Here is a 20,165-nt window from a genome sequence, read left to right as displayed (position 1 = left end):
TTCAAAAACTAAGTGAAAGAAAAAGGACCACACCCTATGGTGCTCATTTGAACGAAGAAATAGAACAGTTAGTCCTATTTTATAAACATCGCCTGTAAGAAATATATTAAGAGGCTATTTTGCGAGCAAAAGAAAAAGAGAGGTTTTGTCCTCTCCCTAATAATTACTTATATAATCTACAAATTCTCTTAATTCTTCACTCACCCAATCTAATAATTCTTCTTCTCTCTGAAGATTTCGATACTTACAAACTTCGTTACCGTATAACTCATGATTGCGACAGTAATAATAATGATGTGTCTGGCGACTTGTCTTTTGTACTTTTTTTCTTAATCTACCTCCACATTGACACTTCAATAGATTGCTAAAATGGTGAGCTGTGGAGAATCTTGAATCCACACCCTTCACCATATTCTTAACTTTTGGCCTGGCTTCTCTTTCTATTTGCGCAGATTTAAAAGTTTCATCTGTTATTATTCGCAGGGACTCATCATCTATTTTTATCTGTTTGTCTTCAGGGATCTTTTCAATCAATCCCAACTCCTAAATGAAAGCTAATGTTGGTCTTCCAAAAAAGGTTAAGGTATAATATGTGTATTATTGGACTTTGCGTTATTACCTCTGCCAAGGTATTAACGCTTTTTCTTTTTTGTGATTCCTGTATCCGAAGTTGCACTCCATCCGATTTAATCCCAAGAAACATTTTGAGTTCGTTCCAATCGAGCCATGAATATGGTCTTAATTTGGAAGCTTTCTGCAATTAACTACCGAGACTATAGTCGCACTTCCATTCACCTGAATATATATATTTTTTCCAGTTTATTTGTTACTATAAGAGAGTAAATTCTATAATTAGGAGGCATAAATAATGAAAAAACTTATTGTTGCAGTCACTTTTGTGTTAGGACTCACATCAGTCCTAGTAGCACCAACAAATTGACGCACAGAAAACCGCACCATCAGCAGTTGCAAAAAAAGTCAAAGTAAAGCAGATAAGCTCAAGTACTATCAAAAACAAATTGATAAGTTAAAATCCGAGGTAGAAAAATTACAGAGTCAAAGTTAAAACCAGGCTCCAAAGCGATGTTAGCAAGCTTAGAAAAAGAAAACGCCCTATTAGAGAAACAGAAATATTGGCTCAATAAAATTATGAGTTAGCAAAACAATAGGTTAATCGAAGGAGTCTTATGAAAAACAAATCTATTTTATCTTTAATTTTTTTCTTGATTATAACAGTTTTATCTTCCTCTGGAGCATTCGCTCATCCGGGACGAATAGATTTACCTAAGAATCAAGCTAGTGGAACACTTCAGGTCTATTACTTCGATGTAGGGCAAGGCGATTCAACGTTAATTAGAACGCCTGAAAATCAGTACATACTTATTGATGCTGGGAATAATAATCAAGGCAATAATGTTGTTAAGTATCTGAATCACCTTGGTGTGAATACACTAGATGCTGTAGTTGCTACACATCCAGACGCTGATCATATCGGCGGTTTAGATGATGTTATTAAATCGATTAATGTTAAATCTGTTTATGCTCCAAAGGTTTCACACACAACAGACACCTATAAAGATTTCTTGCTGGCTGTAAAGAACAAAGGACTTACCATAAAACAGGCTAAAAAAGATGTTACAATCCCGCTCATGGGTGTTACCGCTACCTTCTTAGCTCCCGTTAATGAATATGGCAGCGATTTAAATAAGTGGAGTGCTGTCCTAAGATTAGGGTATAAGAATAACTCCTTCCTCTTTACTGGCGACGCCGATATCAAATCCGAAACAGACATGCTTATAAACAAGTCCATATTAAAAGCAGACGTTCTTAAAGTGGGGAGTCATGGATCTATCTCATCTTCAAGTAAGAAATTTATAGACGCAGTAAAGCCGAGGTATGCAATCATCAGTGTAGGAAAGAATAGTTACGGTCATCCGAATGCAGGTATCCTGTCTCGCCTCAAAGATGCTGGCGCTGCTGTAATGCGAACTGACCAAAAAGGAACAATTACGGCTATCAGTAACGGATCTACAATAACTTTTACTACAACAAAGGGTGCGAAATGAGAAAGGGAATAATAGATCGATTTGAAGGAAGCTTTGCTGTTGTAGAAATTGAAGGTAGTTCAGAGGACATTCCAAAAGAACTGCTTCCTAATGATTGCAGTGTGGGTGATGTGCTTACCATTAGCGATAATAAAATTACAGTTGATAAAACAGAAACCTTGAAACGTAAAGAAGAGATTTGATGATCTAATGAATGAATTATTTGAAGACTAGTAAAAACAAAAACAAGCCTGATGTTTATGAAGTGACCCCCAGGTAGTGGAATGTTTTTCCGGTTGGCAAATGCGACGATGTCGTCATATTTTGAAGGAGTAGACCGAAAAAAAATTAGAGGGGTAGCTTTTTTGATGCTGGTTGAGAAAGACTTTTCCGAGAAATATCGGAATATTACTAATACATAAGCAATCATCGATTCTAAGCCCTGATTCCTTTAAATACTCAATGAAATTTCACTTAAAGGTCTCCACCATCTGGAGACCTTTTATGTGTAAGTGATTTAAATTAAAAACACTTCTCATAAAACTAATGAAGTTAACATAAGCATGCATCATTAAATATGGGCTTCGGAAGTATTTAAATCTCTGTCTACTATTTTATCCCCTATCAATATAACCCGCTACGCAAGGTAAACGACCAGCCTGCAATAACAAAAGCATCCCCCTCCTTCAGGGGGTATTCTTTATACGGCACCATGGACTCTCCCTTTAAAATCGTACCGTTTCTTGAACCCAGGTCCTTTAATACGTATTCTCCACCTTCACGCGAGAGCTCGACATGTGCCCGCGAAGTTCCCACACCCTGAGCAACAAATTGCGCGACATCAGGGGATCTGCCGATGATAAAATGGGGTTGCGTCAATTCAATCCGCTGCGTGGCGGCTGCATTCGGTTCGTTCAGCTCCAGATAGGTTCTTGCTGAATGTGGATGAGCGGGAGGCTTCGTTTCCGGACTTAGCAGTACAGTAGCCCCTCCGCCTCCATGTGATGTAAGCACCTCCGTGCGCTGGGACAACTGAGCATAATAATCACCTTCCTCGCCATAAGAGACTGCAGGTTCAGCCTCTTGTGAATGCGAATAGGGATAGTCCTGCCCCTGCGGAGGATAGCCTGCTTGTTTCTGATGGTCCTCTGGATGGGTTGGAGATTTGGGAACCTTCCATCTCCAGTTCTCCTTGCTCTCCCTAAGCTCCATATCTGCTGTTCCTGTTCCTGTTGTGGAGCTGGAATTTCCCGTCAGAAGACCTGATAAGGGATCTGCCTCGAAACGAGGAACGGACTTCCACTTGGAGTGGCCCGGGGGGCTAAGCTCAGTTGATTCAAACATCGGTAACGATTCGGACCAATCATCTGATCTCCGGGAGAGCAGCTGGAGTTTTCCACTCCAGCCAAGCCAGGCAACAACAGCAAGGAGAAGCGTAATCACGACTGACAACGCCAGCATCAGCACACCCGGTTGACTCATATACAACAATCTCCAAACTCCCGCTGCAGCCAGTAAACATCCTAACAGAATATAGGTACGAACCGGGGAGGACTTGTCTTGCCCCGAAGCCCCAGGGTCCGTTCCATAATCCGTATCAGATGCCCAAGCAGCGTTGGAACCCGAGTCGAAATAATCCGAATGAGGGGTGTTCTTCTCTTCGCCTCTGCCCATTCTCCCAAACTTCAAATTTGTACGCTCAGTCAGACTTCGAATTAAACTCTGTTTATCCGTCTTGACGTCACTCTCCGTATGTGGCGCTGCTGTCCGGAAACGTGTCGATTCCGTAAAGGCGGAGTCAGACTTGGAGATACCGTTTGGTTGGATATCGTTATAGTATGAGGATACTCCCTCCACTCTTGCAGGCACTCCCCCTTTCATCTGCGCTACTGGTCGATGGTCTTCACCGTCTTCCCCTGCAAGCAATTCAACAATAAGCCTCTTAAGTCCCGGCAAATTAAAGCTTTGTTCACCGCAGTAGGACATCAGTGCCTGTATTCCTCCCCCTTTCAGCTCTGACACGGATGCGAGCAGCCTTGTCATTAGCTCCTTGAGCGATACAGGGAGTTGCTTGCTCCCGGTCTCATTAGCTGCAAGTGGAACATAAGTTAAATATAGCGTGCCTAGATGAATGGAACCCTCAATAAATAGATAATCCTCATGAAGGATGTAGTTCTCCGGTTGAAGCATATATAGCTTGCTATCATCCAGAGCGGTCGCGATTTGAAGCAGCAACCCATAATATTCGGTGAGTGTCATTCGCTCACTTTTTAATGATTGAGAGAGCATCTTTTTGCCGGTAATATCATATTCCAGCGTCACCTTGTAATCGACTTCTTTCACATGCAGCTTCAGAAAATGCGGAATTCTTGAAGATCGAATCATGCCCAGCTGCACATGATTAAGTTCTGATGATTGGATTCCCTCGGCCCGGTCCAGAACCATGCTCGTTCCGCCGTTTTGCACAAAATCCCTCTTTAATCCGAACATAAGGACCGCCTCCTACATGTGCAGTACTATATACGTGCTGATTACACCAGGAAGGACCGCGATCATGAAAGGAAACCGCAAGTGCTCCTCCTGATTATTACGCCACGGCAACCCACTCTTTAAAATAAAGACTCCGGCAATACTGCCAACAACTTTACGAATTCGTTTCATCGTTTCCCTCCGCCAGAGAAGTATGATCAGGCCGACTACACCGGCACAAAGGACAGAATACATAATTGCATGAAGCGTAAACCATAGACCGGTCCAGGCACCTATGCCTCCAAACAGCTTGACGTCACCTGCTCCAACGGCCCCTATAAAATACATGATCAACAAGATTAGGAACCCTGCTCCGAGACCCTTCAGTGAAAAGAACATGCCTTCCCATCCGTCCAGAATGCCATGATAGACAGGACCCAGCAGCATAGCTGGAACAGTCAATGCATTGGGGATTTTCATGGAACGAAGGTCTGTCAGGAAAGCCGCAATCAGATAAACGGCACAAAGTCCATAGGCAACGGCCATAAGTATCAACCTCCTCTGTCGTCACTATTCGCTGGAATAGCCTTAATAGAATTTCACTTCTGATGCACGAACGCTTCTTCAGAATGATCCTTTTGGGTCACATCTCTGATCACATCTCTCTTCACTTCTAAGGCCACATCTCTAGTACGCTTCTTTAAGCCATTTCTACATGCACTCATTCTTTGGAACCCAACTTATCGAAATCTTGTCTAACCCGACCTTGCAACCACCGTAAACGGCACCTCCATCCGCTGCCCGTCTGCTGTCTCAACAACAAACAGCCACGTACCCGGCGTTGTATTAAATCCCACATTCCATTCCCATTCGATATAGCCATTCTCGTCCGCGGTCTCCCATCCCAAATATTTAGCCGTACTCTGACCGCTCTTATAATAAACGGACAATTGCGCGCTGGTTCCCGGTTCCACTTTTACTTTCACTTTTGCCTGCTTGCTCGCCACAGCCGGATTGGGCTTCTCAAGCAGTTCGATCCCCCCGCTTGTCTCCGAGCCGTCGCCGTTACCCGAATCTCCCCCTCCTTCGCCGGTATCCCCGATCCACAGCCTCTCCTGAGCCTTCGCCTGCAGCACAATGCGTTTGTTCAAGAAGGGGACCCGAATGGGCAGGGCGTAGTTGACCTCAATACCGAAATAAGGACTCTCTCCACTTCTTAAATTCGGAATATGAACATTGGATACATGAATTCGGTCATAGTCCAAAAGACGATCTGGCATAAACGGCTTCAACATCGGTTTGACCACAGGATCCAGTACGGCTTCCACGGTCTGATTCTTGAGCTGCTGCAGCGGCTCCTCGCCTGAAGCTACAGCTTGGACAATCCACTCATTAACAGGTGACGGAAGGGAGTCGCTGTAATTAGAAACCCAATCAGCAAGCGACAACTTTGGGATTTCCCAATGGGATGTACTGGGGGATCCGCTTTCTCCTGCCCCACCACCAACCGAGTTGCCTTGGACGGATAGGGAAACAGGGTACATATGAGCTGCTACGGTTTTGACGGTGTCCGAAACCGTGCTCTGCAGCGCTGTCGATATCAGCGTCATTTGCACGATATATATGAGGAAAATAATAAAAAACATGAACATTGGCAGCACAAGCGCTGCTTCAACAACCATACTTCCTTGATCCGATGACGCTTGATCCTTACGGGGAGGCTTCTGTAACACCGCTAATCGTTTCATTCGAATACCCCTAATCCTAATAAGAAAAATCCGCCCTGCGATTTACAATGTAACGATTTCCCTGAACCTCATCACCGCCGCTTCCAAATACAACGCCAAGCGACTTCGTCACCCCGGGAAGAAACCATAGCCGCATGGCCGTCCTGACCTCACCTGATGCGTAGGTCGATCGTTCCGCAGGATTGATTCCGGTGTTCAGGCGAATCAATGCCAGCATTCGCGACAGCTTCCTCTCGTTATCGCTGTGAATAAACAGAAATATCCGTAAATGATCCCGGTATGTCAGCACAACGGGGACATACTTGGATAACTGAATACTCCCCGTCTGACACAACTGGATCATATCCTCTATAGCCTTTTCAATGCCATACAGTATGGCAGCAGCCAAAATAGCCAATGGATTTCCTAATTTGCTATTGACGATAAATCCTTCCATTGTCCGAACAGCAATCCTGGAGGCAAATATCTCTGCATAAGCAGCCGATATATTCCCGGCAGGGTTATGGAATCCATACAGAATATACTCCACTTCCTGATTCCCGATGGCAAATTCTTGAGCAATATCTCCGCTTGCATTAGAACCATCCACAATACCGGATAAATTCCCTATATCAAAATGCTGATAATAATGAACAGCGTACTCGTTTTGAAACAATTCGTCCCTAACACCACCAAGCACATTCCCCATGAATCCGAACATACCGTCCATATTATCCATTGCATCTTTGCCTGCTTCATAAGGATCATCATGAAGTGGTTTTCCCTTGCTCATACTGTCTGCTTCGGCATTAAATTGAAGACTTTCGTCATAGTACTGCTGCAGTTCCCGGAACTCATCCAACATAGCCTGATGCTGCCCGTTCAGTCCGTTGATCACCTCAATGACTTTCGTGGCCTGCTTCAGCTTCTGATTAGCTTGTCTCTCCATCGCCTTGCGTTCCTTATCTGATGTCCGGAATTGCTCCAATGCTGCCTGCTGCCGGTCTATTATGTTGCTGCCGCCTGAAGTTCCGTAATTGGAGATATAAATCTGCAGGGCATGGCTAGCTTCAAGCACAGCCCCTTTCATACCCTCTCCGCCCAGTGAAGATTGAAGTGAAGAGACCGCATGAACAACCTGCTGGTATAGGCTCTCCTGCCCCTCAATCTCTTGCCGGAAACTGTTCATCAATTCATCGCTGTGAACTAATTTGTCCGCCTGTTTCCGGATAGATTGAATCATCTCCGCTTCTGACCCGGATGAATCGGTTGATCCCGGTGTTACATCATTCGTGACCTGATCATACCCTTTATTGGATGAACGATTCTCCGAATCCTTGATAACCTGCTTCATCTCATCGTTCAGATTCCTTGCTTCCTCCCACAGCTTATATGCATCTTCGAGAAGTTTGTCTTTCTCCTTCTGAAACCTGCTGGCCTCACTCGAAATTTCTGAACCAATGGAAGAAATTCCGTTCTGATAAGCCATAAGCTGCAGCGTGTACAGCTTCTCCTTAGGAGGCCTGTCCGCATCCTCCTGCTGTTTAGCCTTATAATCGGGGTACTGTGATGCCCCATCGGCAGCAGTAGAAATACTTCCTCCAAGCGAAGCATCGTAGATGGATCGTCCGGGCGGATCCATAACCAGCTTCGAAAGTTTGATTGCATATTCGCCTGCCCTGCGCTGCTTGACCAGCATTTCATCGAGGGCCTCTTCCCGCCTGTCATACAATTTGCGAAGCTGCTTAAGCACATCTACCGTATTAGAAGCTTCCTTCATGGACTGCGACAACGGTTTAAACTTGTTGACAAGCTCCAGCGTGAAATCAATCGGCGCTTTATACTTCATATCCTCGATAATCTGCCGGTTGAATATGTCATAGGTACCCAGCGGACGCTGCAGTTCAAGTCCTGAACTGTCGAGCTCCATTGCCATTAACCGAAATGCATCGCTTCGATCTCCTGGATTGAGGCTATCATTCAACACATTGCCCATGATCAAATCCCCGCTGCTGTCGCCAAAGGCATATAATCCATATTCCTTCTGCAGCTGCGGATCATAAGATGACATCACAGAACGTACGGCTGCTCTTGTCAGGCGTTCGCTCTGCACCTTCATGGCGGCTATACGCGAATAATCAATAAATATGGCAACAAACATGAATACAGCAGCCAATGCGATAATCAAAAAAACAGATACAGATCCATCAGACGATCGGACTCCCTGTTTTCTTCTCCGGCTCGACTTTGTTTCCCCTTGTTTCCCCATGACTATCGCGGACCTCCGAACTTTTGTAGAACTTCTCCTGCAGCAGCCTTATCCGTTCCATTGCCTCCGCCTTGAAACTTCGATCCGTAATAGCGCATCAAAGCTACCGTCCGAATAAACTCGACAGGATCAACCACAATTGATTGTCCGCTTACCTTGATCTGACCGCCATCATCTAACATCCGGCTGAGCGGCGTAAGCGATACTTGCTCGTTTAATGACGTTGTTACTTTTCGAATGAGCAGTTGATTGGTATACCGCATCTCTCCCGCCATACTTGACGGCACAGCCATACCTCCCTTGTACATCTTAAGCTCAGGCAGCTTTCCGCCAGCAGACTCGCCTTGCGGCAATGAGATTGACCTCGTCTCGTCTCCCCCGGCCAAACCAAATAGAGTTCCTAACACATGATCATCCGTCAACCGCCAATATAGTGAATCATGCTGCCCCAGCTCCACCGATCCCGAGGCTGAAACCTTATGGCTGTTGTCCCAGGCATACGCAGTCCGTTCGGAAGCTGCAGCTGAAGCTTGGACCAGCATAGACTGTTGATAGATATATAAGCATAGAAACAGAAGCAAAGCCGTCACCATCAACACAATGGGAAGAACCAGGGAAGCTTCAACCGTGAAGCTTCCTCTTTCGTCCTTCCATTTCCTCGCAAGCATCTTATTCAAGGAACTCCTCGCTCTTGTTATTCACAGAATCAAACAGATTATTAACCAGCGACGTAATCTGATCCTTGAATATGAGCGCAATAATTAAAATAACAACGAGGATTAGGATCATCTCGAGCGTTCCAATCCCTTTCTCATCCTTCCAAAAAGCCTTCATTCCATTCTTCATCACGGTTAGCATCATATTCATACACCGATCCCTTCTACATGTTCATCATCATAAATGCAGGTGCTCCAAGCAAAACAATTACAATCATAAAAATTACGACCATCGGCAGCACCAGCTTCGAGGAGGCCTGCTCCCCCCTTGTTCTTCCGATGGCCTTGCGCTTCTCCCACAGCACACGCGACAGATCCCGAAGCGCCAGTACAAAGTCATTTCCGCCTCGACGAAAATTAAGCAGAACCGTAGTTGTAAATATCGACACTTCCTGAACGCCGCATCGTTTGTTAAACTGCTCGAAGGCTTGCTGGAACGGATGGCCTCCCTCCCATTCCAGCACCATTCTCTTAAGCTCGGCATACAGGGGATGATTCATATCCTTGTTCCGTTCTACACAGTGAATCACTGCCCGCTGCACCGTTTCTCCTGCCCCAACAAGCAGCACAATCTTGTTTAGAAGCTCCGGCAGCTCCATAATGATTTCTTGCTCGCGCAGCATCACTTTTTTATGCAGATCCTTAACCAAAGCAACGGGCAGCAATGCGCCTAACCCCAATCCCGCTATAAGCCCCATAACCTCTCCCGATAACAATGCCCATATACATCCACCGATCCAAATTAACCATGTATACGCAAGTGCCTCGGCCATAAACAGCAGCGTCAATTCTGCACTGTGGCGCAAGCCGTATATTTTCTGGACGGAGCCCTGCATCCGATAGAAGACAATCGGAATGCGCATCGGAACCTTCCCCCGCTCCAGCATGAACAGCAGAGGCGGAGCCAGCCTTTGCAGTCTCAGTCCCGCCATGGACAACTTGCTAAGACGATGGTATCGTTCGCCGCACATTTGATTCAGCACCACCCAACCACCCACAAGCAGAACCATCAGCGCACCGGATATCCATGTCAACATGCCCGCTTCACCTCCTTACACCTTGATGTTCATCATTTTGCTGATCCACAGGAAACAGCCTCCTAAAGCAGCCAATGCAAAGGTTGAAATCAAAATCCCGGCTCCGCTGTACATAGGCTCCATGTAATCGGGAGACGTCATATTCATGAACAGCAGCAGCAGGAACGGCGCAGCCAGCAGCGCCTTGGATTCAAACCGCTTCTGGGCAATCATCACGGATATCTCCTGCTGTATGTCCAGCTTTTCTCCGATGACGGAAGAGGTTCTGCGAACGACTTCAACCAGATCGCCGCCTGTTCGTTTGCACGTTGAGAAAACATCTGCGAAATTCGTAATATCCTCCATCCCTGCTCTCCGGGCAAAATCCTGCAGCGCCACTTCAATCGGTTCACCGTATTCTAATCGGGACACAATGACTTTAAGCTCAAAGATCAGATCACTGCTAGCTCCGGGATCGAGCAGCAGTAAATCCTGTACCGCATCCCTGAACCCGTTCTCTACGGAACGGCCAGCCGACAGCGATGAGGACAAAGAGTACAGAGCCTGCTTAAAGTGGAGATTCAACGTCTTGCGTCTGCGATCCAACATAAACCGGCGCCAAAACTTAGGAATCATCAAGCCGCCGGCGCCAAGCAACAATGACAAAATCAAATGGTGATAAAACAGATAACCGATGAAAGAAAACAGAACTCCGCCAAGGATGACACATGCCGCTCTTTGTCTTATCGAGAGGTGATATACACTGTAATCCGGAAGGGTGTTCGTTCGTTGAGCGGTAATTCGCTCGGCCTTCCCGCCAGCCTTACGCCGTTTCATCGCCTGCTCGCCTTGTTCCTTCTCGGAAATCGGGACTGAGCTGTGAGGTCGGTTCATTCCGCCACCCCCACGATCTTCCTCAGCGGCCAATCCGTAATCCCGGCCATTTGAAGCTTGTCCGAGCATCGAAGTGGGTTACCGCAAGGTTCAAGGCCCCCAATAACCCGGCCGGACGCTTCCCCGCTCTCACGGAATCGATACAGCGGGTTCAAGAGCACTTCCCCGCCGTTCATCCCGATCACTTCGCTAATCTCCGTTACGCGCCGCGAACGATCTCTTAGCCGCGATAAATGAACGAATACATCAATAGCCGAGCTGATTTGCTGACGGACCACACTGATTGGGAGATCCGCACTGCTCAGCACCATTGTCTCCAGGCGGCTGATCATATCCTGCGTGCTGTTGGCATGACCTGTCGACAGACTTCCGTCATGCCCAGTATTCATCGCCTGCAGCATATCCAGCGCCTCGCTTCCACGAACCTCACCCACCACGATCCGATTGGGACGCATCCGCAGCGATGAACGGATCAGATCGCGCATGGCGATTTCCCCCCGGCCTTCTGTGTTGGCATTCCGTGTCTCAAGTGACACCAGGTTTGGAACGGTTACGATCTTCAATTCTGCCGAATCCTCAATCGTTATGACCCTTTCATCAGGCGGAATATACTGCGATAGGGCATTCAGGAAGGTTGTCTTTCCCGAGCCCGTTCCACCGCCTATAAAAATGTTGTACTTGCCCTTGACCAATACCCGGAGCAGTTCTGCCGCTTCCTCCGATAACGCCCCCCTTTCGACCAGATCATGCATCGTCATCGGCGATTCCGGAAATTTGCGAATCGTCATGGTCGGGCCTTTCAGTGCTATGGGGGGAAGCACAATGTTAACCCGCGAGCCATCCTTCAATCTCGCGTCTACAATAGGTGTTGACTCGTTTACTACACGGTTTACCGTACCGACAATGCTCTGAATGATATCTTCGAGGCGGCTCTGCGACTCGAATTGGAGCGGCAGCTTCTTCACCTCACCATCCTGCTCAATGAAAATATCCTGATGGCTGTTGATCATAATCTCCGTTATTCTGGGGTTATCCACTAAGGGCTGAAGCACATCCAACCCGCGAAAGGAATCATACACTCTCCGCACCAGCCTGCGCTTCTCTGCGGCCGTCAGCTCCAAAAGCTCGCGCCTTCTCCACGCCATCTCCTCGATGCGTGCCATTAACTCCGAGTTGTTCACGCTGGAGCTCATGTCCAGCTCAGACCGAACCTGATCACGGACGGACTTGAATTGATCTTCCATCATATTCGCTACCCTCCGCCTGCAAGAGCTGGCCTAATACCCGAGTTATCCAACAGCTGCTGACAGAGCTTCAATACTTCCCTCTGGTATATGGGTGAGGACAACAGCAGCTCCTCTTGATGGAGCTGCTTCCATGAAGGAATATAAGGCAGTACATCGTCAATACCAATATCCTTGCGGGGGAGACTGTTCACCAGTTGGCCAGTAAACCGATTGACAATGAATCGACTGCGCTTCTTCATACTTCCGAAGAGTGCAGTGTTCTTTAATTCCAACTGATCCATCCATACACAGCACTTATGCATACTAATAAGATCATCCAATAGAACCCAGATCAGCAGCTCGGCTTGTTCGAGAACGGCCTGAATTCGTTCCCCCATGTACCCTTCCGTATCCACCACAATGGCATCGTAGTGATGACAAGAAACTAGAGAGGTCAACAGCAAAGACGTATCCTCCAGGGTCATCTCCGTCATTTCCTTCACATTGAAACTCGGCTCAAAGGAATCACACTTCAGGCTATGATGCCTGACAATGTAAGGGGTTATCGACACCTCTGTCCTTGGAGCCAACTCTTGCGAGGCCTTCATGTCGTACAGCAATCTGGAGAAGCTTCCCTCCATGCCTACCGAGCCGGAAGGAAACAATGCGCTGCTGTTCACCGTCTCCAAGTTAAGATAGAACACTCTCAGCCCCAACACGCCCAGCTGCTTCGCCATATTCATTGCGATCGTCGACTTGCCGCTCCCTCCAAGAGGAGATACAATGCCGATAACCGGTGTCGTTTCGGCATTCTGTTTCTCTAAAGAGCCGCCGTTTCTCTTACAGCAGGCTATCATGACCTCCAGCAGCTGAGGCAGGGGCTGATACTTGGGCGTACTGCTGCCGTCTTCCATCCGTGAGAGTGGTGAATCACCTTCGCTAAGAAGCAGCCAAGGCACGGGGGCATCCCCCCGGCTGAGCCAGCTCTCCAACATTTCAGCATCCCCCACGACCAGATTCGGTACTTCCCCCGAGCTCATATAATGAAGAAATGAATCCATGCGGGTAAATGCCGTCACTTGCAGAGCTGATCCGTAGGAACTGCCATACGCATAGTTCAGCAGCGGTTCGACATACCGGGAATCCTGCACTGCCAGCACAATTCGGGCCGGTATCATAAAGCCAATCCCTCTCTTCTGCAACAACGCAAAAAAGCACCGTTCATGCCGCGTAATCGCGGTCAATGAACGGTGCTTCCGTTGTCTGCTATAATTTGACATTAGAATATCACAGTTGCTGCAGAACGGCAAGATTTATTTTTATTACATAGATAGCCCTTAATCACTATTGTCAAAACGTGGATATATGCACTACTATATAGGATTAGAACTAATGTTCTCTAAATAGTAACTACTTATATAGAAAAACCTATATAAACTCCTATACTATCTGGACGAATACATACAAGCCAGGAGAGTGACAACAAGTGAAACAACGAATGTTAACCGCTATACTAGCTGCCTTGCTTCTATTATCAGGCTGCAGCCAGCCAATAATGTCTCCAGCAACATCCAGCGAGCAGACTTCAACCCAAGCCAAGTCCGGCACGGACACGGCCAGCTCCAATACAGCGGCCTACCCAACCGATGACCTCAATCTCCCGAGGGTTGCGGTAGAGCTGGTCAAAGCCATAGACGGAGACACCATCAGCGTTATGTTTGAAGGAAAAAAGGAAAATGTTCGGCTGCTGCTGATCGATACGCCCGAAACCAGTCATCCGAAATTGGGCGTACAGCCATTCGGGCCCGAGGCCAAAGCCTTTACAAAGGAACTGGTGGAACAAGCCGATCGGCTGGAACTGGAATTTGACATCGGTCCGAACCGCGATAAATACTCCAGGCTGCTCGCCTACGTTTATGCCGATGGAACCATGGTTCAGGAAGCGCTGCTTCAGGAAGGACTCGCACGTGTCGCCTACATCTATCCGCCCAACACCCGGTACGTTGACAAATTCGACGATTTGCAGCGAATCAGCCGGGAGCAGGCTCTCGGCATATGGAGCGTAGAGAACTACGCCCAGGAAGACGGATTCCATCCGGAAGAACAGGACGCGAATAAAAACAACAATAATAACAATAGCGCCCCAACAACCAAAACGCCGATTGAGAACCGCGAGAAGCCCAAGCAAGGCTGCGACATTAAAGGGAATATCAATTCCAAAGGCGAAAAAATCTACCATACTCCCCAATCTCCCTATTATGATCGCACGAAGCAGGAGCAGTGGTTCTGCACGGAGGAAGAAGCCGTCCAGGCCGGCTTCCGGGCGCCTCGCAATTAGAATTGAATTTCAGGATATGAAATGAACATTCATGTTCATCTTATATACATTTTAGCCGTATGTGAAAAGGAGCCACGAGTCATGGGGAAAAAGAAAACACCAGCAGCCCAGCCCAATGAAAGCCAGCCGCTTAATCCAAGCTCTGCCGCACTGTACAAAACCGTCTGGAGATGGCACTTCTATGCCGGCATCCTATTTGCTCCTTTTCTGATCATCCTGGCTATAACCGGCTCCGTTTACTTATTTAAGCCCCAGATTGAACAAGCGCTATATCGGGACTACTACACGGTAACCCCTCAGGTTGAACGGGTAACTCCAAGCAAGCTGGTCGGACAAGTTAAAGAGCTCTACCCTGATGCTACCATTACCAAGTATCGCCCCGGCGAGTCGGACTCCCGCTCCACGGAAATCAGCATGACCTCTGGCAATGAATCCATGACCGTCTTCATGAATCCTTATACGGGAGAGAAAATTGGCGAGCTGAAAGACAAAGACCGCATAATGGACAAGATCGAGGAATTCCACGGTGAGCTGATGGTCGGGACGATCGGAGACCGAATCGTCGAACTAGCCGCCTGCTGGGCGATTGTGCTCATCCTGACCGGCCTGTATTTATGGCTTCCGAAAAATAAAAACAAAAGCAAAACCAAGAAGAAGAGAAGCCTTGCCGGCGTCCTGTATCCAAGGCTCGGCAAGGGCAAGCAAATTCTCCGCAGGGATCTGCATGCCGTTCCCGCCTTCTGGGTTGCAGCAGGCATGTTATTTCTCATCATGACCGGATTGCCATGGTCAGGCCTGTGGGGCAGCAACTTTCAGACCGTGGCAACCAATACCGGTGCCGGCTACCCTCCGTCCATCTGGTCTGGCAGCGCGCCATCCTCCCATGTGGTGCAGACCAAGGACGTGGCAGAAGTACCCTGGGCTGCAGAGAATCTGGAGGTGCCGAACTCCAGCATCTCCGACTTCACTCCGCTTCCGATCGAAGATGTAATGTATGTCGCGAGAAGCGAGGGCATTCATCCGAGCTATACGATCAGCATCCCGCAGCAAGCGGATGGTGTCTATACGCTGTCCGCCTATCCGCCTAAAGCCCAGGATGAGGCCACGATGCATATCGACCAGTACAGCGGAGCGGTTTTGGCAGATTATCGCTATGATCATTACGGATCGGTCGGCAAAGCCGTCGCCCTTGGGATTACGCTGCATAAAGGAACCCAATTCGGCATCGTAAACCAGATCTTCAGTTTGCTTATATGCGTGGGAATCGTTCTAATCGCGGTAAGCGGTCTGTACTTGTGGTGGAAGAGAAAACCGGAACATGGGCTGGGAGCACCGAAGGCACCCGAGGTGGATGCCAAGCATAGGAGAGTATTCCTTCTGCTCTTCATCGCTCTGGGGATTCTGTTCCCGCTGGTGGGATTATCGCTCATCATCGTCTGGCTCATCGATCGGTTTATCGTTCGGAGAATATCGGCTGTCAAGACATTTCTGAATGCCTGAACAACATATTCAAACCATAACAAGGGGTGGCGGTTTCATGATCGTAAAAAGCCGTTTTATAATGTCCATTCTGCTGTCGGTCCTATTGCTGAGTGCTTGTTCGGCCAAACCTGACGCAGCCAATCGGTATGAAAAGGAAATTCCGCTGATCGCCGAGGTTAATATCCCCGACACACTATCCGTGAGTCAACCGGAGACCATCGAGATCATCCTTACCCAGGGCGGCCAAAGAGTGCCGGATGCGGACTTTGTCCATTACGAGCTGTGGAGCCATGACGGCTCCCTGCGTGAGCCTATGACGGATGCGGTAGAGGTAGGAGAAGGTGTGTATACAGTAACCAAAACCTTCGATAAAGAGGGGCTTTATTTCTTTAAACTTCATTGCGGCAATAACGGCTCCATCATCATTCCCCAAAAACCGTTCGCGGTCGGAGCATTGTCCGAGGCAGAGCTTGCCTATCTCCAAGCGGAAACCCCGACATTTCAAGAAGGCACAGCTGAACATCAGCATTAAAAATAAGACTTCATCTAGGATAAAAACCGGCGCCGAATCTCCGGCGTCGGAACCATGCATTCGTTGGAGCGTCCAAACCAGCGGTAACGGTTCTTTGCTACCCAGCGGTACACCAGGTTCCGTAAGACAGGCGGAATCAGGATGAGCGCATACGACAGCGACCATGGAAAGCGAAGACGCCGTGCAATGCGAAGAGCACCTGTCGACCTTGTATAATACTTCCCATTTTCAATCAATATCATCGTTTCGGTTGACTCTCCATCAAATCCCCCTTGGCGCAGCAGCTCCTGTCCTATCTCCGATTGCAGCGAAGCAAAGCGGAACGCCCCCGCAGGATCTCTCCGAATAATGAATTGGGTCAACCCCTGGCACAAATGGCACACGCCATCGATCAGCACAACGGCATAGTCCTCATTATTTACGATGCGTTGATCCTCCATAGTTCGCAGCCCCCTCGTATTATATAAAAAAACACGTCTCTCGACGTACTTTCTCAGACAACAGATTGCATACAGCAAAACTCATTCTTGCAAGTTAAGATTAGCAAGCCGCTAATCGAATAGTTTACACTTTCTTCCTTAAAGAAAAAACGCAGGAGCCCTCTCCTACGCTTGATCAAGTACGCTATTTTTGGTTTTACTACTCAGCAGCTTTACTCAGCCACTCGCCGTCTTTCATCTGCTGGTCGAATTCGTTCGAGAATTTCTCCATGCATTTGCATATGAAATCTTTACGACAAACCGGGCAAGGTACTTTCCCAAGTCGGCTGAGCGCAGTCAGTTTCCATTCCGGGAAGCGGTTGTAGAATACGCGAATATCCGTTCCGTCAGCCGTGTGGATAATGAATTCGTATAGCCCTTCTTTGTCATTGCTTCCAGCTGTGGTCACACTTGCAATATGCGGTCTGTATGGCATGTCATCACCCGTTTATTTTATTTAAATTCCTTATGACTGGTTTGTACTTTCTGGTACTTAGTCATATTAAAGAATTTTAGAGGTGATGTCAACCGAAGAACACATCCAGGATCGAGCCAAGCTGGCCTCGCTTTTTCCCTTCCAATATATCCGGGTTGAACACTTCCACATATCCGCAGTTTGTGCAGGAAACAAACAGGAAATGGTTGTGCTGAATATCAAACATCTTGCTTAGTCCTGCTCCCGACATGGAGACCTCCTTCGTCTGGCAGTGATTGCCTCCGCATTTACTGCACACAAACCGTTCCTCGATCATTTGTTCAATACGCATCCCAGGTGCCCCTTTCTCAATACTTAATCATAAGGAGAAATACGGAGTTTCATGTAAAAAGTTTCATATATGCAAGCTGAGCTGACAAAAAAAGATGACCCTCATATAAGAGAGTCATCCCCATTTCTTATTCTTGTTCTTATGGTTAGCTTACGCTTAACTCCACGTCGATGTTGCCTCGGGTTGCCTTGGAATAGGGGCAGAACGCATGCGCTTTTTTGGCGAGGTCCTCGGCCTGGCTTCGTTCGATACCCGGCATTTCAATCTTCAGCTTCACCGCAAGCTTGAAGCCGTCAGCACCTTCGTCTTTTCCGATCATCACCTGGGAGTGGATCACAACATCCTTAAGCTGCACGCCTTCTTTACGGGCTATATTAGCCAAGGCGCTTTCGTAACAAGCCCCGTATCCAGCCGCAAACAGCTGCTCCGGGTTGGTTCCATCCCCGCCGGGTCCTCCCAGTTCCTTCGGCATGCTTAATTTGTGATGAAGAACTCCATCCGTAGATTCAACGGAACCTTCACGTCCTCCAATGACTTTTACATCTGCTGTGTATAATGGTTTCATGCTCGTTCATCTCCTTCATACCCTATTATGATCTCTACATGTACTCTTTAAACTTATGGCACAGATTGAAACGACAAATAGGGCAGTTCTCAGGAAACACCTTATTTACCAATCATAAAAAACAGCAAAAAAAGCTGTGATTCAAATGGATGATTCCACTTCAATCACAGCTTTTTCTAAAGTATGCGGTAGAGAGGACTCGAACCTCCACGGGTATACACCCACTACCCCCTCAAGATAGCGTGTCTGCCATTCCACCACTACCGCATAGTATAAGGGAAGTTCTGTAGCGAACATTCCCTATTATACTGTTCTGCAATACAAAAGTAAAGAGTTAATTATTGAGCTCCAAATTCGGCACCTGCATAGCTATGTCTTGTCATTTCTCTTATCCTTGCGGTAAGCAGAAAATTCGATATATTCGCGGATGAACTCCTTCTCATTCTCTGCAAGTCCCGACATGGCAAGATCAGCCGCTTCCGGGTCCACTTCATATTCTCCGCGGGATTCCCTGACCCGAGTATTGGGACTGCCCTTGCCAATGATCAGCCAATCCAAACTCACGGAGAAGAATGCAGCGATCTCAATCAATTTATTTGTGCTCGGCGTTGTTTTCCCCCTCTTCCAGTCACCAAAATTTCCTGTGCTGATCCCGAGGGTTTCGCAAAACGCCTTCTTGGTCATACCCCGGCTTTCTATGAGATGTTCGATTCGTTGGTAAATAGACTGCATTAAACAACCGCCTTCCTATTCTCTCTAAAAAGAAAATATCTTATGTACGTAATTTTTTCTTGCACAATGACTTAATTAAGTGTATAATCAATATATATTGCCTAAATTATACCATAGTACTCATAGATCGTTGTATCTTTTACTCATGAGTCTATTTAGTACGAGGAGCGAGTAATTTTGCCCTACGATACCATAATCACATCTTGGAACAATGCGGTTCACTCCTTGAACAAGGGACTGATGATCATTACCCCCGACGGCATCATCGACAAAATGAACGATCCGCTCATTGCCATGGCCGAACAATACGGTGTTTCCCCTGAGTTCAAGTGGCAGGGGACATCCTTTTTTGATATCACTTCCCAGCAGTTGGGACAGGCCTCATTCGATCATTTTTTTGATGTGGTGGACTTCCCTGCCATCAAGGATGTTATAGCAGGAAAGCTGCCTGAATATTCCTTTGAATATGCAGTGAATGGGAACGGTCAAGATATCTGGGTGCTATGCGAGGTCATGCCGCTGCTTATGAGTGATGACAACCTTATCCATGGAGCCATGCTCTCCTTCACTGACATTACGAAGTTTAAGCACAAGGAGCTGCTGCTGGAGCAAGCACTGGCCCACAGCTATCCCTTGCCGGGACACATTCCGATCTGTGCCGTATGCAAATACGTGCGCCATGCCGAAGAATGGGAGCCGGTCGAGAGCTATTTGGAGAGTCGTCTCCCGATTGAATTCACACATGATATTTGTCCTGATTGCATCCGCAGATTATACCCCAAATATTCCTCCATCCTGGATGATCCCCAGATACCTGATTAGATGAATACATAGTACAGCACAAATAAGCAGCTTCGTCATCCGAATAATACGGAAGGCGAATCTGCTTATTCATCATTCGGGATCTT

The 20,165-nt window shown here is 47.4% G+C and carries 21 protein-coding genes, 1 tRNA gene and 1 pseudogene; 6 read left to right on the top strand and 17 right to left on the bottom strand.

The annotated features are described in order from the left end of the window. Positions 1-156 precede the first annotated feature (156 nt). A complete protein-coding gene (locus B9D94_RS05215; RefSeq protein WP_063480479.1) occupies positions 157-534 on the bottom strand; it encodes a recombinase zinc ribbon domain-containing protein in 378 nt (125 codons plus the stop codon). Positions 535-1,187: 653 nt separating this feature from the next. Here B9D94_RS05215 and B9D94_RS05210 point away from each other — a divergent pair. Together B9D94_RS05210 and B9D94_RS05205 are read left to right on the top strand one after the other, a co-directional pair. After that, complete coding sequence (locus B9D94_RS05210; protein WP_006212354.1) at positions 1,188-2,066, top strand: ComEC/Rec2 family competence protein; 879 nt, start codon at positions 1,188-1,190, stop codon at positions 2,064-2,066. Then, a pseudogene (locus tag B9D94_RS05205) lies at positions 2,063-2,279 on the top strand (DUF3006 domain-containing protein). Before B9D94_RS05210 ends, B9D94_RS05205 begins: the two are co-directional and overlap by 4 nt. 390 nt (positions 2,280-2,669) lie before the next feature. Here B9D94_RS05205 and B9D94_RS05200 read toward each other — a convergent pair. From B9D94_RS05200 to B9D94_RS05155, 10 genes are all read right to left on the bottom strand, one after another. Further along, positions 2,670-4,535, bottom strand: a complete 1,866-nt coding sequence (locus B9D94_RS05200; RefSeq protein ID WP_148246563.1) for a DUF6382 domain-containing protein — start codon at positions 4,533-4,535, stop codon at positions 2,670-2,672. A 12-nt stretch (positions 4,536-4,547) separates the two neighbouring features. Further along, the gene (locus B9D94_RS05195) at positions 4,548-5,060 is read right to left on the bottom strand and encodes an A24 family peptidase (protein ID WP_036642560.1); all 513 of its coding nucleotides are present in this window, start codon (positions 5,058-5,060) and stop codon (positions 4,548-4,550) included. A 209-nt stretch (positions 5,061-5,269) separates the two neighbouring features. Further along, positions 5,270-6,196, bottom strand: coding sequence for a TadE/TadG family type IV pilus assembly protein (locus B9D94_RS05190; protein ID WP_148248726.1), 927 nt, complete (start codon positions 6,194-6,196; stop codon positions 5,270-5,272). Between the two features lie 82 nt (positions 6,197-6,278). Further along, positions 6,279-8,510: a synaptonemal complex protein 1 gene (locus B9D94_RS05185; RefSeq protein WP_148246562.1), complete on the bottom strand. Its 2,232-nt coding sequence runs from the start codon at positions 8,508-8,510 to the stop codon at positions 6,279-6,281. Positions 8,511-8,512: 2 nt separating this feature from the next. Beyond that, on the bottom strand, positions 8,513-9,178 hold the full coding sequence (locus B9D94_RS05180; protein WP_172963907.1) for a TadE/TadG family type IV pilus assembly protein: 666 nt from the start codon (positions 9,176-9,178) through the stop codon (positions 8,513-8,515). Between the two features lies 1 nt (position 9,179). Beyond that, the gene (locus B9D94_RS05175) at positions 9,180-9,377 is read right to left on the bottom strand and encodes a Flp1 family type IVb pilin (RefSeq protein ID WP_006212359.1); all 198 of its coding nucleotides are present in this window, start codon (positions 9,375-9,377) and stop codon (positions 9,180-9,182) included. A 13-nt stretch (positions 9,378-9,390) separates the two neighbouring features. After that, positions 9,391-10,263, bottom strand: a complete 873-nt coding sequence (locus B9D94_RS05170) for a type II secretion system F family protein (protein ID WP_148246560.1) — start codon at positions 10,261-10,263, stop codon at positions 9,391-9,393. A 15-nt stretch (positions 10,264-10,278) separates the two neighbouring features. After that, a complete protein-coding gene (locus B9D94_RS05165) occupies positions 10,279-11,079 on the bottom strand; it encodes a type II secretion system F family protein (RefSeq protein WP_172964031.1) in 801 nt (266 codons plus the stop codon). Between the two features lie 53 nt (positions 11,080-11,132). After that, entirely contained in the window at positions 11,133-12,383 is a 1,251-nt protein-coding gene (locus B9D94_RS05160; RefSeq protein ID WP_148246559.1) for a TadA family conjugal transfer-associated ATPase, read from the bottom strand. Between the two features lie 5 nt (positions 12,384-12,388). Then, positions 12,389-13,540 (bottom strand): P-loop NTPase family protein, encoded by a 1,152-nt coding sequence (locus B9D94_RS05155; protein ID WP_063480484.1) that lies wholly within the window; start codon positions 13,538-13,540, stop codon positions 12,389-12,391. Positions 13,541-13,848: 308 nt separating this feature from the next. Here B9D94_RS05155 and B9D94_RS05150 point away from each other — a divergent pair, with 308 nt between their 5' ends. The 3 genes from B9D94_RS05150 to B9D94_RS05140 all read left to right on the top strand — a co-directional run bounded on the left by B9D94_RS05150 (position 13,849) and on the right by B9D94_RS05140 (position 16,714). Beyond that, complete coding sequence (locus tag B9D94_RS05150) at positions 13,849-14,700, top strand: thermonuclease family protein (protein ID WP_040680997.1); 852 nt, start codon at positions 13,849-13,851, stop codon at positions 14,698-14,700. Between the two features lie 81 nt (positions 14,701-14,781). Next, complete coding sequence (locus tag B9D94_RS05145; RefSeq protein ID WP_006212365.1) at positions 14,782-16,200, top strand: PepSY-associated TM helix domain-containing protein; 1,419 nt, start codon at positions 14,782-14,784, stop codon at positions 16,198-16,200. A gap of 37 nt (positions 16,201-16,237) precedes the next feature. Further along, positions 16,238-16,714, top strand: coding sequence for a FixH family protein (locus B9D94_RS05140; RefSeq protein ID WP_006212366.1), 477 nt, complete (start codon positions 16,238-16,240; stop codon positions 16,712-16,714). 14 nt (positions 16,715-16,728) lie between these two features. Here B9D94_RS05140 and B9D94_RS05135 read toward each other — a convergent pair whose 3' ends face one another. From B9D94_RS05135 to B9D94_RS05110, 6 genes are all read right to left on the bottom strand, one after another. Continuing rightward, positions 16,729-17,154 (bottom strand): thiol-disulfide oxidoreductase DCC family protein, encoded by a 426-nt coding sequence (locus tag B9D94_RS05135; protein WP_006212367.1) that lies wholly within the window; start codon positions 17,152-17,154, stop codon positions 16,729-16,731. A 199-nt stretch (positions 17,155-17,353) separates the two neighbouring features. Further along, on the bottom strand, positions 17,354-17,629 hold the full coding sequence (locus B9D94_RS05130; RefSeq protein WP_006212368.1) for a hypothetical protein: 276 nt from the start codon (positions 17,627-17,629) through the stop codon (positions 17,354-17,356). Positions 17,630-17,717: 88 nt separating this feature from the next. After that, complete coding sequence (locus B9D94_RS05125; RefSeq protein ID WP_006212369.1) at positions 17,718-17,960, bottom strand: zinc ribbon domain-containing protein; 243 nt, start codon at positions 17,958-17,960, stop codon at positions 17,718-17,720. A 145-nt stretch (positions 17,961-18,105) separates the two neighbouring features. Next, entirely contained in the window at positions 18,106-18,525 is a 420-nt protein-coding gene (locus tag B9D94_RS05120; protein WP_006212370.1) for an organic hydroperoxide resistance protein, read from the bottom strand. A 184-nt stretch (positions 18,526-18,709) separates the two neighbouring features. Then, positions 18,710-18,792: transfer RNA gene (locus tag B9D94_RS05115), tRNA-Leu, on the bottom strand. 102 nt (positions 18,793-18,894) lie between these two features. Further along, on the bottom strand, positions 18,895-19,257 hold the full coding sequence (locus tag B9D94_RS05110; protein WP_006212371.1) for a helix-turn-helix domain-containing protein: 363 nt from the start codon (positions 19,255-19,257) through the stop codon (positions 18,895-18,897). Positions 19,258-19,434: 177 nt separating this feature from the next. Between B9D94_RS05110 and B9D94_RS05105 the strand changes: the two genes are divergently transcribed. Further along, positions 19,435-20,079 (top strand): hypothetical protein, encoded by a 645-nt coding sequence (locus B9D94_RS05105; RefSeq protein ID WP_006212372.1) that lies wholly within the window; start codon positions 19,435-19,437, stop codon positions 20,077-20,079. The last annotated feature ends 86 nt before the right edge of the window (positions 20,080-20,165 follow it).

The sequence above is a fragment of the Paenibacillus sp. Cedars genome, assembly GCF_003184205.1.
In the GTDB taxonomy this organism is placed as follows: Bacteria; Bacillota; Bacilli; order Paenibacillales; family Paenibacillaceae; genus Paenibacillus_AQ; species Paenibacillus_AQ glucanolyticus.
The sequence above is the reverse complement of the archived record's forward strand: the minus strand, read 5'-3'. Positions and strand labels throughout refer to the sequence as shown.

Coding starts and splice junctions, on each gene's coding strand:
- B9D94_RS05210 (WP_006212354.1), top strand. CDS start 1,188: ATGAAAAACAAATCTATTTTATCTTTAATTTTTTTCTTGATTATAACA.
- B9D94_RS05200 (WP_148246563.1), bottom strand. CDS start 4,535: ATGTTCGGATTAAAGAGGGATTTTGTGCAAAACGGCGGAACGAGCATG.
- B9D94_RS05195 (WP_036642560.1), bottom strand. CDS start 5,060: ATGGCCGTTGCCTATGGACTTTGTGCCGTTTATCTGATTGCGGCTTTC.
- B9D94_RS05190 (WP_148248726.1), bottom strand. CDS start 6,196: ATGGTTGTTGAAGCAGCGCTTGTGCTGCCAATGTTCATGTTTTTTATT.
- B9D94_RS05185 (WP_148246562.1), bottom strand. CDS start 8,510: ATGGGGAAACAAGGGGAAACAAAGTCGAGCCGGAGAAGAAAACAGGGA.
- B9D94_RS05180 (WP_172963907.1), bottom strand. CDS start 9,178: ATGCTTGCGAGGAAATGGAAGGACGAAAGAGGAAGCTTCACGGTTGAA.
- B9D94_RS05175 (WP_006212359.1), bottom strand. CDS start 9,377: ATGAATATGATGCTAACCGTGATGAAGAATGGAATGAAGGCTTTTTGG.
- B9D94_RS05170 (WP_148246560.1), bottom strand. CDS start 10,263: ATGTTGACATGGATATCCGGTGCGCTGATGGTTCTGCTTGTGGGTGGT.
- B9D94_RS05165 (WP_172964031.1), bottom strand. CDS start 11,079: ATGAAACGGCGTAAGGCTGGCGGGAAGGCCGAGCGAATTACCGCTCAA.
- B9D94_RS05160 (WP_148246559.1), bottom strand. CDS start 12,383: ATGATGGAAGATCAATTCAAGTCCGTCCGTGATCAGGTTCGGTCTGAG.
- B9D94_RS05155 (WP_063480484.1), bottom strand. CDS start 13,540: ATGATACCGGCCCGAATTGTGCTGGCAGTGCAGGATTCCCGGTATGTC.
- B9D94_RS05145 (WP_006212365.1), top strand. CDS start 14,782: ATGGGGAAAAAGAAAACACCAGCAGCCCAGCCCAATGAAAGCCAGCCG.
- B9D94_RS05140 (WP_006212366.1), top strand. CDS start 16,238: ATGATCGTAAAAAGCCGTTTTATAATGTCCATTCTGCTGTCGGTCCTA.
- B9D94_RS05135 (WP_006212367.1), bottom strand. CDS start 17,154: ATGGAGGATCAACGCATCGTAAATAATGAGGACTATGCCGTTGTGCTG.
- B9D94_RS05130 (WP_006212368.1), bottom strand. CDS start 17,629: ATGCCATACAGACCGCATATTGCAAGTGTGACCACAGCTGGAAGCAAT.
- B9D94_RS05125 (WP_006212369.1), bottom strand. CDS start 17,960: ATGCGTATTGAACAAATGATCGAGGAACGGTTTGTGTGCAGTAAATGC.
- B9D94_RS05120 (WP_006212370.1), bottom strand. CDS start 18,525: ATGAAACCATTATACACAGCAGATGTAAAAGTCATTGGAGGACGTGAA.
- B9D94_RS05110 (WP_006212371.1), bottom strand. CDS start 19,257: ATGCAGTCTATTTACCAACGAATCGAACATCTCATAGAAAGCCGGGGT.